The 12,531-nt window shown below is 70.3% G+C and carries 9 protein-coding genes and 1 tRNA gene; 5 read left to right on the top strand and 5 right to left on the bottom strand.

Annotated elements, in window-relative coordinates; genetic code table 11:
* Positions 1-145 precede the first annotated feature (145 nt).
* The 5 genes from AC069K_RS11310 to AC069K_RS11290 all read right to left on the bottom strand — a co-directional run bounded on the left by AC069K_RS11310 (position 146) and on the right by AC069K_RS11290 (position 6,127).
* The gene (locus AC069K_RS11310) at positions 146-1,603 is read right to left on the bottom strand and encodes a DUF2252 domain-containing protein (RefSeq protein WP_478614657.1); all 1,458 of its coding nucleotides are present in this window, start codon (positions 1,601-1,603) and stop codon (positions 146-148) included.
* A 174-nt stretch (positions 1,604-1,777) separates the two neighbouring features.
* Positions 1,778-2,884, bottom strand: coding sequence for a hypothetical protein (locus AC069K_RS11305; protein ID WP_478615213.1), 1,107 nt, complete (start codon positions 2,882-2,884; stop codon positions 1,778-1,780).
* Between the two features lie 273 nt (positions 2,885-3,157).
* Positions 3,158-3,751, bottom strand: a complete 594-nt coding sequence (locus AC069K_RS11300; RefSeq protein ID WP_478615210.1) for a response regulator — start codon at positions 3,749-3,751, stop codon at positions 3,158-3,160.
* A 318-nt stretch (positions 3,752-4,069) separates the two neighbouring features.
* On the bottom strand, positions 4,070-5,812 hold the full coding sequence (locus tag AC069K_RS11295; RefSeq protein WP_478614654.1) for a sensor histidine kinase: 1,743 nt from the start codon (positions 5,810-5,812) through the stop codon (positions 4,070-4,072).
* Between the two features lie 232 nt (positions 5,813-6,044).
* Positions 6,045-6,127 (bottom strand) — tRNA-Leu (locus AC069K_RS11290).
* Between the two features lie 379 nt (positions 6,128-6,506).
* Here AC069K_RS11290 and AC069K_RS11285 point away from each other — a divergent pair.
* The 5 genes from AC069K_RS11285 to AC069K_RS11265 all read left to right on the top strand — a co-directional run bounded on the left by AC069K_RS11285 (position 6,507) and on the right by AC069K_RS11265 (position 12,433).
* Positions 6,507-7,394: a DUF3662 and FHA domain-containing protein gene (locus AC069K_RS11285; protein WP_358834254.1), complete on the top strand. Its 888-nt coding sequence runs from the start codon at positions 6,507-6,509 to the stop codon at positions 7,392-7,394.
* Positions 7,395-7,404: 10 nt separating this feature from the next.
* The gene (locus tag AC069K_RS11280) at positions 7,405-7,938 is read left to right on the top strand and encodes an FHA domain-containing protein FhaB/FipA (RefSeq protein WP_478614650.1); all 534 of its coding nucleotides are present in this window, start codon (positions 7,405-7,407) and stop codon (positions 7,936-7,938) included.
* A gap of 132 nt (positions 7,939-8,070) precedes the next feature.
* Positions 8,071-9,534, top strand: coding sequence for a Stp1/IreP family PP2C-type Ser/Thr phosphatase (locus tag AC069K_RS11275; protein WP_358834271.1), 1,464 nt, complete (start codon positions 8,071-8,073; stop codon positions 9,532-9,534).
* A gap of 26 nt (positions 9,535-9,560) precedes the next feature.
* Complete coding sequence (locus AC069K_RS11270; protein WP_478614647.1) at positions 9,561-10,982, top strand: FtsW/RodA/SpoVE family cell cycle protein; 1,422 nt, start codon at positions 9,561-9,563, stop codon at positions 10,980-10,982.
* Positions 10,979-12,433 (top strand): penicillin-binding transpeptidase domain-containing protein, encoded by a 1,455-nt coding sequence (locus tag AC069K_RS11265; protein ID WP_478614644.1) that lies wholly within the window; start codon positions 10,979-10,981, stop codon positions 12,431-12,433. Before AC069K_RS11270 ends, AC069K_RS11265 begins: the two co-directional genes overlap by 4 nt.
* Positions 12,434-12,531: the final 98 nt, after the last annotated feature.

The following is a 12,531-nucleotide window of genomic DNA, read 5'->3' as shown; positions in this document are numbered from 1 at the left end:
GGTGGGGGCCCCTCCCTCCCCCTCCCCCCACCCCCGCCCCTCCACCCCACCCCGCCTCAAAGCCCCAGCTCAGCAGAGCCCGGGCTCAGCCTCACACTCCCAGCTGAGCCAGGCCCGACCCCGACCTCACCCTCCCAGCTCTGCCTCACACCCCCAGCTCTGCCTCCACCCGCCCGTCCCTGATCGCGGCCAGGAGCATGGCGTGGTCCGACTCCGTACGGTCGGCGTAGAGGACCGCGAAGCCGGCCAGGGCCTCGTCGAGCTCTTCGTTCTTGCCGCAGTACCCCGCTATCAGGCGCGGGTCGGCGCTGTGGGAGTGGGCGCGCGCCAGCAGTGCGCCTGTCATGCGGCCGTAGTCGTCCAGCTGGTCGGCGGCCAGGGCCGCCGGGTCGACGCTGCCCTTGCGGTTGCGGAACTGACGCACTTGATAGGGGTGCCCGTCGACCGTGGTCCAGCCGAGCAGGATGTCGCTGACGACCTGCATGCGCTTCTGCCCGAGGACCACCCGCTGTCCTTCGTGTCCCGCGTCCGGGGCTGGGAAGCCGGCCTTGGCCAGGTGCGGCAGCAGGGCAGAGGCGCGGGCCTCCTTGACCTGGAGCACCAACGGCTCACCGCGATGGTCGAGGAGCAGCACCACGTATGACCGTGTGCCGACGCTGCCGGTGCCGACGACCCGGAAGGCCACGTCATGTATCGCGTACCGCGCGAGCAGCGGCAGGCGGTCTTCCGAGAGGGTTTCCAGGTAGGGGCCGAGCGAGGCGGCCACGGCGGCTGCCTCGGCGTCGGGTATCCGGCGCAGTACCGGTGCCGCGTCGACGAAGTGGTGGTGTCCGTCGGCTCTCCGCTCGGTGGCCTTGGCGGCGAAGCGGGCGCTGGTGTTGTTGCGGGCCTTGGCCGAGACCTTCTCCAGGGTGCCGAGCAGGTCTCGCGCGTCGGTGTGGGAGACCAGTTCCTCGTCGGCTATCGCGTTCCACGCGTCCAGCACCGGCAGTTTCGCCAGGAGTCTCATGGTGCGCCGGTAGGCGCCGACCGCGTCGAAGGCGGCGGTCCGGCAGGTGTCCTCGTCGGCGCCTGCTTCCCGGCCGGCCAGGACCAGGGAGGCGGCGAGGCGCTTGAGGTCCCATTCCCAGGGGCCGGTGACGGTCTCGTCGAAGTCGTTGAGGTCGATGACGAGGCCGCCGCGTGCGTCGCCGTAGAGACCGAAGTTCGCCGCGTGGGCGTCGCCGCAGATCTGGGCGCCGATTCCGGTGATGGGGGTGCCGACGAGGTCGTGGGCCATCAGTCCGGCGGAGCCGCGCAGGAAGGCGAACGGGGTGGCTGCCATGCGGCCCACCCGGATCGGCGTGAGCTCGGGCACGCGGCCCAGGTTCGATTCCTCGACGGCGCGGACCGCGTCGGGCCGGTCGGTGGAGAGGACCAGAGAGTCGTGTGAGGAGCGGGGCACCCGGTGGCGCAGGGCCTTGCCGTCGCTCTTGGGCGAGCCGTCCTTGTGGCCGGGGCCCACACCTTTGTGGTGTCGGAAACCGGGCACCTCGGGGATCCGGATCCGTCCGTTGCCGGGCACCGCTCGCTGGGCCGGAATCACCGCCTCGACATCGCTCATCGCGTGCCGCCTCCCCCGTACTCGTTCACCGTCAGCAGTTCGCATTTCTGCAGCTCGAATGCCATGACGGTACCGCTGGCTGCCGACACCCGTCTCCCCCTGTGGATAACTCCCGGGGCGGCCATCAGGCAGGCCACCGGCGGGAGTTGTCCACAGCTCCGCACGCAGCGGGATTCAGACGCCGACCGCTTCCTCCAGCTCCTCTTCGAGCTCTTCTTCTCCCTCGCGGATGCGGCCTTCGCGGCCGTCGTCGCCCCGGTCCCCGGCAGCCGCGGCACCGGCGCCAACGCCGGCACCCGAAGCCACACCGGACCCGGCACCCGATACGGCCCCAGCCCCAGCAGCCGCATTCACACCCGCACCGGCCTCCGAACCCGCAGCGGCCCGCCTCCGCTCGGCCAGCCCCGCGATGCCCATCATCGCGACACCGGCCAGCAGCCAGAGGGCCAGGACCAGTACATGGCGGCCGAGGCCGTTGCCCGCGAAGTACACGTGGCTGCGGGCACCCTCGACGAACCCGGCGCCGTTCCAGAAGGCGTGCAGGGCGCCGAAGAAGCCGGGCTGGAGTTCGGGCCGGAAGATGCCGCCGGAGCTGGTGAAGTTGAGCATCACGAAGAGGACCATCACGCCGAGGGTCGTCCACCTCTTGAGGAAGGTGTGCAGGCCGACGCCGATCAGCAGGATTCCGGCCGAGTACAGCCACGCCATGCCCCAGACGCCGCCGAGGCCGGTGTCGACGAGGTGGAAGAGCGGGCCCGCGAAGACCGCGCCGATACCGCTGACCAGCAGTGACATGCCGAGCGCCAGCAGTGCCCTGATCCGCAGGGGCAGGACGGCGCCGGCTCCGCCGATCACGGCGACGGACGCGTAGGAGCCGATGCTCAGCGCGACCAGCAGGAAGAAGATGCCCTGGCCGGTCGGGTCGCCCTTGGCGAGGTCCGTCACGTCGGTGACCTTCAGGGGCGCGTCCTGTGCCGCCGCCACCTTGGTGAAGACCTTCTCGACGGCCGTGGCGCTGGTGTCGGAGGAGGCGGAGGCGACGAGCAGTTCGGGCTTGGCGCCGGGGATGTAGGCGCCGTACACGTGCTGCTGCTCAAGGCTGTGGACGGCGGTGGCGCGGTCGGGCACGGTACGGACGTCGAGGGCGCCCGCGCCCTTGTCCTGGAGGGTCTGCGCGAGCACCTGTGCGCTGGGGCCCGAGCCGACGATGTCGACCCGCAGGTCGTGCGGCTGCGGGTTGTGGAAGGCGCCCAGATACGCGAGGCCCATCCCGACGCACATCAGCAGCGGGGTGAGGAGATGGCTGAGCACATGGCGCAGAGGGCTGGGAGCGGTACCGGGGGACACCACAACTCCAATGGTTGGCTTATACAACTCACTCGATACGTTGTACTGTACAACCACTTTTGGGGAATGGCGAACACCCAGCTCAAAGGCCCGGACCGCATCCCCCCACAGGACTTGTTTCACGTGAAACACCAGGAACGCAGAACAACCCCTCCCGCTCCGCCCCTGCCCCTGCCCCTGCCCCTGCCCCTGCCCCTGCCCCCGGGCCTACAGCCCCGCGTCCCGCGCCAGCAACGCCGCCTGCACCCTGTTCTCGCACTCCAGCTTCGCCAGGATGCGGCTCACATACGTCTTCACCGTGGCCTCGCTCATATGGAGCCGCCTCCCCGCGTCCGCGTTGGACAGGCCCTCCCCGAGCAGCGCCAGCACGTCCCGCTCCCGCGCCGACAGCACCTCCACCCGGCGCCGCGCCTCCTCTCCCCGGGTCGCCGCGCGCCCCAGGGCCAGCTGGTCCACGACGTGCCGTGTCGCCCCGGGTGACAGATAGGCGTCCCCGGCCGCCGCCGCCCGTACCGCGGCGATCAGCTCGGCCGGGGCGGTGTCCTTCAGGAGGAACCCGGCACCCCCGTGCTCCAGTGCGCGCAGAACGTTCTCCCGCTCGCCGAACGTCGTCAGGATGATCACGCGGGCCGCCGGGGTGCTCCTGCGCAGCTCGGCCAAGGCGGTGAGGCCGTCCATCACCGGCATCTGGATGTCGAGCAGCACCACGTCGACGCCGTGGGCGCGTGCCGCTTCAACGGCGTCACGGCCGTTGGCCGCCTCGGCGGCGACCTCGATGGCCGGGTCCGAGGTGAGGATCATCCTGATCCCCGCCCGGATCAGCGGTTCGTCGTCCGCGATCACGACTTTGATCCGCGGACCGAGCGCACCCCCTCGACCGTCTGGACCCGTCACGCCTGCTCCCGTCCTCGCGCCGCGCCACAGCGCTCCCGCCGTGCCACCGCGCCACCGTTCCCGCCGACCCTGCCGCGCCGCCGCCGCTCGGCGACCTCCACCGCTACCGCCAACGCACCGCCGCTCGACTTCGTACGACAACCTCCATTGCTGGACGTCGTACGGCTACTTCTACCGCTCCACCGCGTACGACGCCCTCCACCGCTCCACCTCGTACGGTTACCTTTACCGCTCCACCTCGTACGACCGCTTCTCGATGAGCTTGCCGTCCTTGAAGCAGAACCGGAAAACCGGGTCGGTGTCGATGCTGTCGCCGAAGTCGGAGGACAGCAGTACCAGGCAGCTCGCTCCGGCCGGCTCGGCGGGTCCCTTGCCGGGCAGGCCCTTCGCCAGGAACGTGTCGCCGTCCGGGAGCCGGTCGCGTACCTCCTGTTCGGAGCTGCCGACCTTGATGTCCCGGTACTCGGCGGGGTCGATCATCGCCTTGTCCGCGGACCCGGCGAGGAAGAACAGTCCGACACCCGCGGCCACCGCGAGCAGCACCACCACCGCGAAGGCGATCCCGCACCCCAGGGCGACGCCGCCGCCCCTGCTCCTGCCACTCATCGCCAACTCCCTCTCCGCGACACTCAGGTCGACGTCCCAGCCGCCGTGCCGGCCGGCCTGGTGCCGGCCGGTCCCCGTCGCGCCGGCGGCACCACCGTCGCCGAGCGGGAGGGCACCCGGCTGCTGTCGGAAGTCGTCCGCCGGATCGACGAAGGTCGTCGCCTCCACGGCCCCGTAGGGCAGTACGCCGGCCACGCGGAAGCCGCCGTCCCCGGTCCGTCCCGTGTGGACCATGCCGCCGACGAGCCGGGCCCGTTCGTGCAGGCCGGTCAGGCCCTGGCCGCCGCTGACCACGTCGTCCGGCGGGGGGCCGGTCACCGGTCCGTTGACGACCTCGACGACGAGCGCGTCGGGCTCGTAGCGCAGTTCCACGCCGATGGGGGCGCCCGGTGCGTGCTTGTACGCGTTGGTCAGCGCCTCCTGGACGATCCGGTACGCCGCGTGGTCGGAGGCGGCGGCCAGTTGCCGCAGCTCCCCGGTCTCGCGCAGTTCGACGGTGGTGCCCGCGGCCCGGGCGGCGGCCACCAGGGCTTCGACGCCGGCCGTGCCGCGGGCGGCGCGCTGTGCCTCGTCCGTGGCGCGGTCGGGGGCTTCGACGCCGTCGCGCAGGATGCCGACGACCGCGCGCAGTTCGTGCATGGCCGCGACGGACGCCTCCCGCAGGACGCCGACGGCCTCGCGCTGGCGGCCGGTCAGTGCCGGATCGACCTCCAGGGCCCCGGTGTGCACGGAGATGAGGGCCAGTTGGTGGCCGAGGCTGTCGTGCATGTCCTGGGCGATGCGCTGGCGCTCGCGCAGCCGGGCCTGTCCGGCGACCATCGCGCGCTCGCGCAGCAGTTGCGCGTTGCGTTCCTGCATGGTCTGCAGGAGGGTGCGCCGCTGGTACCAGTAGCGGCTGGCGAGGCCCGGCACCACGGCGATCACCATGAAGAACAGCGCCGCGAACAGGGCGATGACGAACAGCGGGCCCTCGCCGGACTCGGTGAGCGCGACGGCGGCCAGGTATCCGGCGAACGCGGCGCAGAACGCGGCCAGGGCGCGCCCGGCTCCGGCGATGCGCCGGCCCGCCGAGCAGGCCACCACGAGCAGCAGCAGGGTGGCGCCCGCGCTGGCGCCGGCGAGGGCGGCCGTGGCGACGAGCACGCTCGCGGGGAACCTGCGGCGCAGCGGCGACAGGACGAGGACGGCGGCGGTCACCAGGGCGGGCGCCACCAGGCCGCCGTGGGCCAGCCGGCTCGCGCCGGACGCGGCCAGGGCCAGCAGGAGGGCGAGGGCCGACTCGCCGACGATCCGGCGGCGCGACCAGGGTTCGGGTCCCGCCAGCCGCAGGCGCACGTCCTGGAGTTTCGATGACACGTCCACGGCCGCACCCTAGGCAGCCGGCCGGGGGCCGGGCGGCTCTCTTTCGTCGCGCCCCGCCGAGACGAAAGTCTCCGTGACGGTCTTGGACTGCCGTGGAGTGCCGTCGCCTGCCGTGGAGTGCCTTGGACTGCTTCGGCCTTTGGGCGCGCAGCATTCAGCGCCGCGAAGTTCTCCGCGCATGCGGGAACGCGGAAGCCCCGCCGGTCGTTTGACCTGCGGGGCTTCCGTTCTGTGGGCGAGGGGGGATTTGAACCCCCACGTCCCGAAGGACACTGGCACCTGAAGCCAGCGCGTCTGCCGTTCCGCCACTCGCCCGAGTGGTGTCCGAGGCCTTCGCACCTTTTCGGTGCGCTTGCCTGGCGACGTCGAGAAGATTAGCACGCTGCGCAGGGTGGATTCACATCCGTTGTTTCCGCCGCCCCTGGCGGGCAGGAGAGGGGAAGGAACGACGACGTACAGCGACGGCCCGGGGACCCACAGGAACCTCACAGGGTGCTCGAGGCAACGCGGAGGAGCCGCACCCACTCCTCCACGGTGCACCCCGGGTGCGGGACACTGTGAGGAGGCCACCTCTACGATCCGTGTGAGAGGTGACACTCGTCCACCGGTCACAGAAGGGGAACCAGCCGATTTCCCGACGCGTGGATACGATCAGTAAGCAGTACCAGGACGACAACGACGGAGGAGGTGCCCCATGGGAGTCCTGAAGCGTTTCGAGCAGCGTCTCGAAGGCCTGGTCAACGGCACCTTCGCGAAGGTCTTCAAGTCCGAGGTCCAGCCCGTCGAGATCGCCGGCGCCCTCCAGCGCGAGTGCGACAACAACGCGACGATCTGGAACCGCGAGCGGACCGTCGTCCCCAACGACTTCATCGTCGAGCTCAGCGCGCCCGACTTCGAGCGTCTGAGCCCGTACTCGGGCCAGCTGGGCGACGAACTGTCCGGCCTGGTCCGCGACTACGCCAAGCAGCAGCGCTACACGTTCATGGGGCCGATCAAGGTCCATCTGGAGAAGGCCGACGACCTCGACACCGGCCTGTACCGGGTGCGCAGTCGTACGCTCGCCTCCAGCACCGACCAGCAGGACCTGCACAGCCAGCAGGAGCAGCACGGCAGACCTCCGGGTCCGGCCCGTCCCGCTCCCGTCGCACCGCCGCAGTCCGCCCAGGGCCGCGGCGGCTACGGCTATCCGCCCTCCGCCGCACCGCCGATGCCGGCCGCCCCGCCCCCCGGCGGGAACGGCGGCCCCGGCCGCCCCGGCGCGGACCGCCGCCCGACGGCTCCCGGCCCCATGCCGGGCTCCCAGGTGCGGCGCTGGATCGAGATCAACGGCACCCGCCACCAGATCTCCCGCCCGACGCTGGTGCTGGGTCGCAGCACCGACGCCGATGTGCGGATCGACGACCCCGGCGTCTCGCGCCGGCACTGTGAGATCCGGACCGGAACGCCCTCGACGATCCAGGATCTCGGGTCCACCAACGGCATCGTGGTGGACGGGCAGCACACCACCCGCGCTACGCTCCGCGACGGCTCGCGGATCGTCGTGGGCAGCACCACCATCGTTTACCGGCAAGCCGAAGGGTGAAGCGGGGGCAATGTCAGAGCTGACCCTCACGGTCATGCGGTTGGGTTTCCTCGCCGTACTGTGGCTGTTCGTCATCGTGGCCGTCCAGGTCATTCGCAGTGATCTGTTCGGTACGCGGGTCACCCAGCGCGGTTCGCGCCGCGGCGGGGACACGGGCCGCCAGCTGACCGGCAGGCAGGCCGCCGCTGCCGCGCCGCCGCAGCAGCGCGGCCAGCAGGCCGCGCCCTCGGGCGGCCGCCAGCGCCGTGGCGCGCCCACCAAGCTGGTGGTGTCCGAGGGGACGCTGACCGGCACGACGGTGGCGCTCCAGGGGCAGACCATCACGCTGGGCCGGGCGCACGACTCGACGATCGTCCTCGACGACGACTACGCGTCGAGCCGGCATGCCAGGATCTATCCGGACCGTGACGGCAACTGGATCGTCGAGGACCTCGGTTCCACCAACGGCACCTACCTGGACCGGACGCGGCTCACCACCCCGACCCCGATTCCGCTGGGCGCGCCGATCCGCATCGGCAAGACCGTCATCGAGCTGCGGAAGTAGTACGACAATGAGCGAGCGGAGCGAGCGAGCCGCGGCGGTCCGGACGACGGACCGGGACGGGCTCCCGACCGGAGGGTGGGCAGTGTGGCTCGACATGACCGGCTGTACCCCGAGCCGACGGGCGAGGTGGGCATGAGTCTCTCCCTGCGCTTCGCCGCCGGATCCCACAAGGGCATGATCCGCGAGGGCAACGAGGACTCCGGTTACGCGGGTCCGCGTCTCCTCGCCATCGCCGACGGCATGGGCGGCCAGGCCGCCGGCGAGGTCGCCTCCTCCGAGGTGATCTCCACCCTGGTCACGCTCGACGACGACGTGCCCGGCTCCGACATCCTCACGTCGCTGGGTACGGCGGTGCAGCGCGCCAACGACCAGCTGCGCATGATGGTCGAGGAGGACCCCCAGCTGGAGGGGATGGGCACCACGCTCACCGCTCTGCTGTGGACGGGCCAGCGCCTGGGCCTGGTGCACGTGGGCGACTCGCGCGCGTATCTGCTGCGCGACGGCGTGCTGACCCAGATCACCCAGGACCACACCTGGGTGCAGCGGCTCGTGGACGAGGGCCGCATCACCGAGGAGGAGGCGACGACGCATCCGCAGCGCTCGCTGCTGATGCGCGCGCTGGGCAGCGGCGACCATGTGGAGCCGGACCTGTCGATCCGCGAGGTGCGGGCCGGCGACCGCTATCTGATCTGCTCCGACGGCCTGTCGGGGGTGGTGTCCCACCAGACGATGGAGGACACCCTCGCCAGCTACCAGGGCCCGCAGGAGACGGTGCAGGAGCTGATCCAGCTCGCGCTGCGCGGCGGCGGCCCGGACAACATCACGGTGATCGTCGCGGACGTCCTGGACGTCGACTCCGGCGACACCCTGGCCGGGCAGCTCAGCGACATCCCGGTGATCGTGGGTGCCGTCGCCGAGAACCAGCTCCAGCTCAACGACGACGGGGCCATGCAGACCCCGGCGGGCCGCGCCTCGGGCCTGGGCCGTCCCTCCTCGCCGCAAGGGGGCTTCGGCCCGCCCGGCAGCGGTGAGGACGGCGGCTACGGCGCCCCGCCCGAGGGCGCCTTCGGTACCTACTCGGACGAGGACTTCGTCAAGCCGCGGCGCGGCAGGTGGCTGAAGAGATCCGTCTACATCGTGCTCGCCCTGGCCGTGATCGGCGGCGGTCTGTACGGCGGCTACCGCTGGACGCAGACCCAGTACTTCGTGGGCACCAAGGACGAGCACGTCGCGCTCTACCAGGGCATCAGCCAGGACCTGGCCTGGGTGAAGCTGTCGAAGGTGGAGACCGACCACCCCGAGATCGAACTCAAGTACCTGCCGCCGTACCAGCGCAAGCAGGTCGAGGCGACGATCGCCGAGGGCAGCCTCGGCAAGGCCCAGGCCAAGATCACCGAACTGTCCACGCAGGCGTCGGCGTGCAAGAAGGACGAGCAGCGGCGCGCCGCCGAGAGCCAGAACCCGCCGAAGACCGGAACGACGGCCTCTCCGTCGCCCGGCAAGACCGGGTCCACCAAGACCACCGCCACTCCCACGCCCGGCCCCAGCCTCTCGGAGGAAGAGCAGAAGCTGGTCCCGCAGTGCGGTAAGCAGTAGGCAGCCGTAGGGGGCCTTTCCACACCATGAGCGTTGTCACCAACACGACCACCATCGGCGCGATCGACGCACCGAGCCGCCGCAACACCGAGCTCGCGCTGCTCGTCTTCGCCGTCGTCATCCCGGTGTTCGCGTACGCCAACGTGGGCCTGGCCATGACCGGCAAGCTGCCCTCGGGCATGCTCGGTTACGGTCTCGGCCTCGGGCTGCTCGCGGCCGTCGGGCACCTCGTCGTGCGCAAGTTCGCCCCGTACGCGGACCCGCTGCTGCTGCCGCTGGCGACGCTGCTGAACGGGCTGGGCCTGGTGATGATCTGGCGCCTGGACCAGTCGCCCCGCCTGATCCAGCGGGCCAAGAGCGCCTTCGGTGCCTTCCACCCGGACGCGCCCAAGCAGATGCTGTACACGGCGCTGGGCGTGGCGCTGTTCATCGGTGTGCTCATGCTGCTGAAGGACCACCGGATCCTTCAGCGCTACACGTACATCTCGATGGCGTTCGCGCTGTTCCTGCTGATCCTGCCGATGTTCTTCCCGGCGGTGAACGGCGCCAAGATCTGGATCTCCATCCCCGGTCTGGGCACGATCCAGCCCGGCGAGTTCGCGAAGATCATCATCGCGGTGTTCTTCTCCGGGTACCTGATGGTCAAGCGGGACGCGCTGGCGCTGGCCAGCCGCCGCTTCATGGGTCTGTACCTGCCGCGCGGCCGCGACCTCGGTCCGATCCTCGTGGTGTGGGGCGTCTCGATCCTCATCCTGGTCTTCGAGACCGACCTGGGCACCTCGCTGCTCTTCTTCGGCCTCTTCGTGATCATGCTGTACGTGGCGACGGAGCGCACCAGCTGGATCGTCTTCGGTCTGCTGATGTCGGCGGTCGGCGCGGTCGCCGTGGCCTCCTTCGAACCGCACGTGCAGTCCCGGGTGAACGCCTGGCTCGACCCGTTCGCCTGCTACAAGACCGACAAGACCGGGGCCTGCGAGCAGATCGGTCAGGCGATCATGTCGTTCGGTTCCGGCGGCACGCTCGGTACGGGCCTGGGCCAGGGCAACTCCGACCTGATCGGCTTCGCCGCCAACGCCGACTTCATCCTCTCCACCGTCGGCGAGGAGCTGGGCCTGGCCGGGATGATGGCGATCTTCCTCATCTACGGTCTGATCGTGGAGCGGGGCGTGCGCACCGCGCTCGCCGCCCGCGACCCGTTCGGCAAGCTGCTGGCGATCGGCCTCTCGGGCGCGTTCGCCCTCCAGGTGTTCGTGGTCGCCGGCGGTGTCATGGGCCTCATCCCGCTGACCGGTATGACCATGCCGTTCCTCGCGCAGGGCGGCTCCTCCGTCATCGCCAACTGGGCACTGATCGGCATCCTCATCCGCATCAGTGACACCGCCCGCCGCCCGGCGCCCGCCCCTGCCCCGTCCCCCGACGCCGAGATGACCCAGGTGGTCCGACCGTGAACAAGCCCCTGCGACGGATCGCGATCTTCTGCGGGCTGCTGATCATGGCCCTGATGATCCGCGACAACTGGCTCCAGTACGTACGTGCCGACGAGCTGAACGCGCACAAGTACAACCGGCGCGTCCAGATCGAACGGTTCGCGCACGAGCGCGGCAACATCATCACGGCCGACGGCCAGCCGATGACCGCCTCCAAGGAGACCTCGGGCAGCGACTACAAGTTCAAGCGGACCTGGAACAACGGCGCCCTGTGGTCGCCGGTGACCGGGTACAACTCGCAGGCCTTCGACTCCTCGCAGCTGGAGAACATCGAGGACAAGATCCTCTCGGGCAACGACGACCGGCTCTTCTTCGACCGGACGCTCTCGATGTTCACCGGAGAGAAGAAGCAGGGCGGCAACGTCGTCACCACCCTCAACACCGCCGCCCAGAAGGCCGCCTTCGAGGGGCTCGGCGACAAGAAGGGCGCGGTCGCCGCGATCGACCCGCGCACCGGCGCGATTCTGGCGCTGGCCTCGACGCCGTCGTACGACCCGTCGGTCTTCGCGGGCAACACCAAGGCGGACAGCGAGGCCCGCCAGAAGCTGCTCAAGGACAAAGACAAGCCCATGCTGAACCGGGCGCTGCGCGAGACCTACCCGCCCGGCTCCACGTTCAAGGTCGTCACCGCCTCCGCGGCGCTGGAGAACGGGCTGTACTCCAGCATCGACGAGCCGACCCGCTCGCCGGTGCCGTACCAGCTGCCGCAGTCGACGATGCCGCTGAAGAACGAGGGGACCATCCCCTGTGAGAACGCCACGCTCAAGGTGGCCCTCCAGTGGTCCTGCAACACCGTCTTCGGCAAGATCAGCGATGACCTCGGCAACGACAAGATGATCGCGGAGGCCAACAAGTTCGGCTTCAACGACGAGATCTTCACCCCCGTCCGCGCCGACGCCAGCGTCTACCCCAAGGACAACCGCCCGCAGAACGCGATGGCGGGCATCGGCCAGGCCTCCAACCGCGCCACCCCGCTCCAGATGGCCATGGTCGCCGCCGCCGTCGCCAACGACGGCAAGCTGATGAAGCCGTACATGGTCGACCAGCTCCAGGCGCCCAACCTCGACGTCCTGTCCAAGACGCAGCCGGAGAAGATGAGCCAGCCGCTGTCGGCGGCCAACGCCCAGAAGGTCCAGGCGCTGATGGAGAACGTCGTCGCCGAGGGCACGGGCAAGAAGGGCGCCATCGAGGGCGTCACCGTCGGCGGCAAGACCGGCACCGCCCAGCACGGCCTCAACAACAGCGAGAAGCCGTACGCCTGGTTCATCTCGTACGCCAAGACCAGCGAGGGCTCCCCGGTCGCGGTCGCCGTGGTCGTCGAGGACGGCGAGGCGCACCGCGACGACATCTCCGGTGGCGGTCTGGCCGCCCCCATCGCCAAGGCCGTGATGCGGGCGGTGCTCAAGAAGTGATCCACGGACGTTTCACGTGAAACGGTCCTCGTTTCACGTGAAACGTCTCTCGCGACCTGTACCGGTCCGGTATCAGGTGACGGTCGCGGACGGATCAG

It is taken from the genome of Streptomyces sp. NPDC043908 (assembly GCF_056435525.1).
Note: the sequence above shows the minus strand (reverse complement) of the source record. Positions and strands in the feature narration are given on the sequence as shown.

Excerpts from the sequence above, each read along its gene's own strand:
- AC069K_RS11310 (WP_478614657.1), bottom strand. The coding sequence starts at position 1,603 with ATGAGCGATGTCGAGGCGGTGATTCCGGCCCAGCGAGCGGTGCCCGGC.
- AC069K_RS11305 (WP_478615213.1), bottom strand. The coding sequence starts at position 2,884 with ATGTGCGTCGGGATGGGCCTCGCGTATCTGGGCGCCTTCCACAACCCG.
- AC069K_RS11300 (WP_478615210.1), bottom strand. The coding sequence starts at position 3,751 with ATGATCCTCACCTCGGACCCGGCCATCGAGGTCGCCGCCGAGGCGGCC.
- AC069K_RS11285 (WP_358834254.1), top strand. The coding sequence starts at position 6,507 with ATGGGAGTCCTGAAGCGTTTCGAGCAGCGTCTCGAAGGCCTGGTCAAC.
- AC069K_RS11280 (WP_478614650.1), top strand. The coding sequence starts at position 7,405 with ATGTCAGAGCTGACCCTCACGGTCATGCGGTTGGGTTTCCTCGCCGTA.
- AC069K_RS11275 (WP_358834271.1), top strand. The coding sequence starts at position 8,071 with ATGAGTCTCTCCCTGCGCTTCGCCGCCGGATCCCACAAGGGCATGATC.
- AC069K_RS11270 (WP_478614647.1), top strand. The coding sequence starts at position 9,561 with ATGAGCGTTGTCACCAACACGACCACCATCGGCGCGATCGACGCACCG.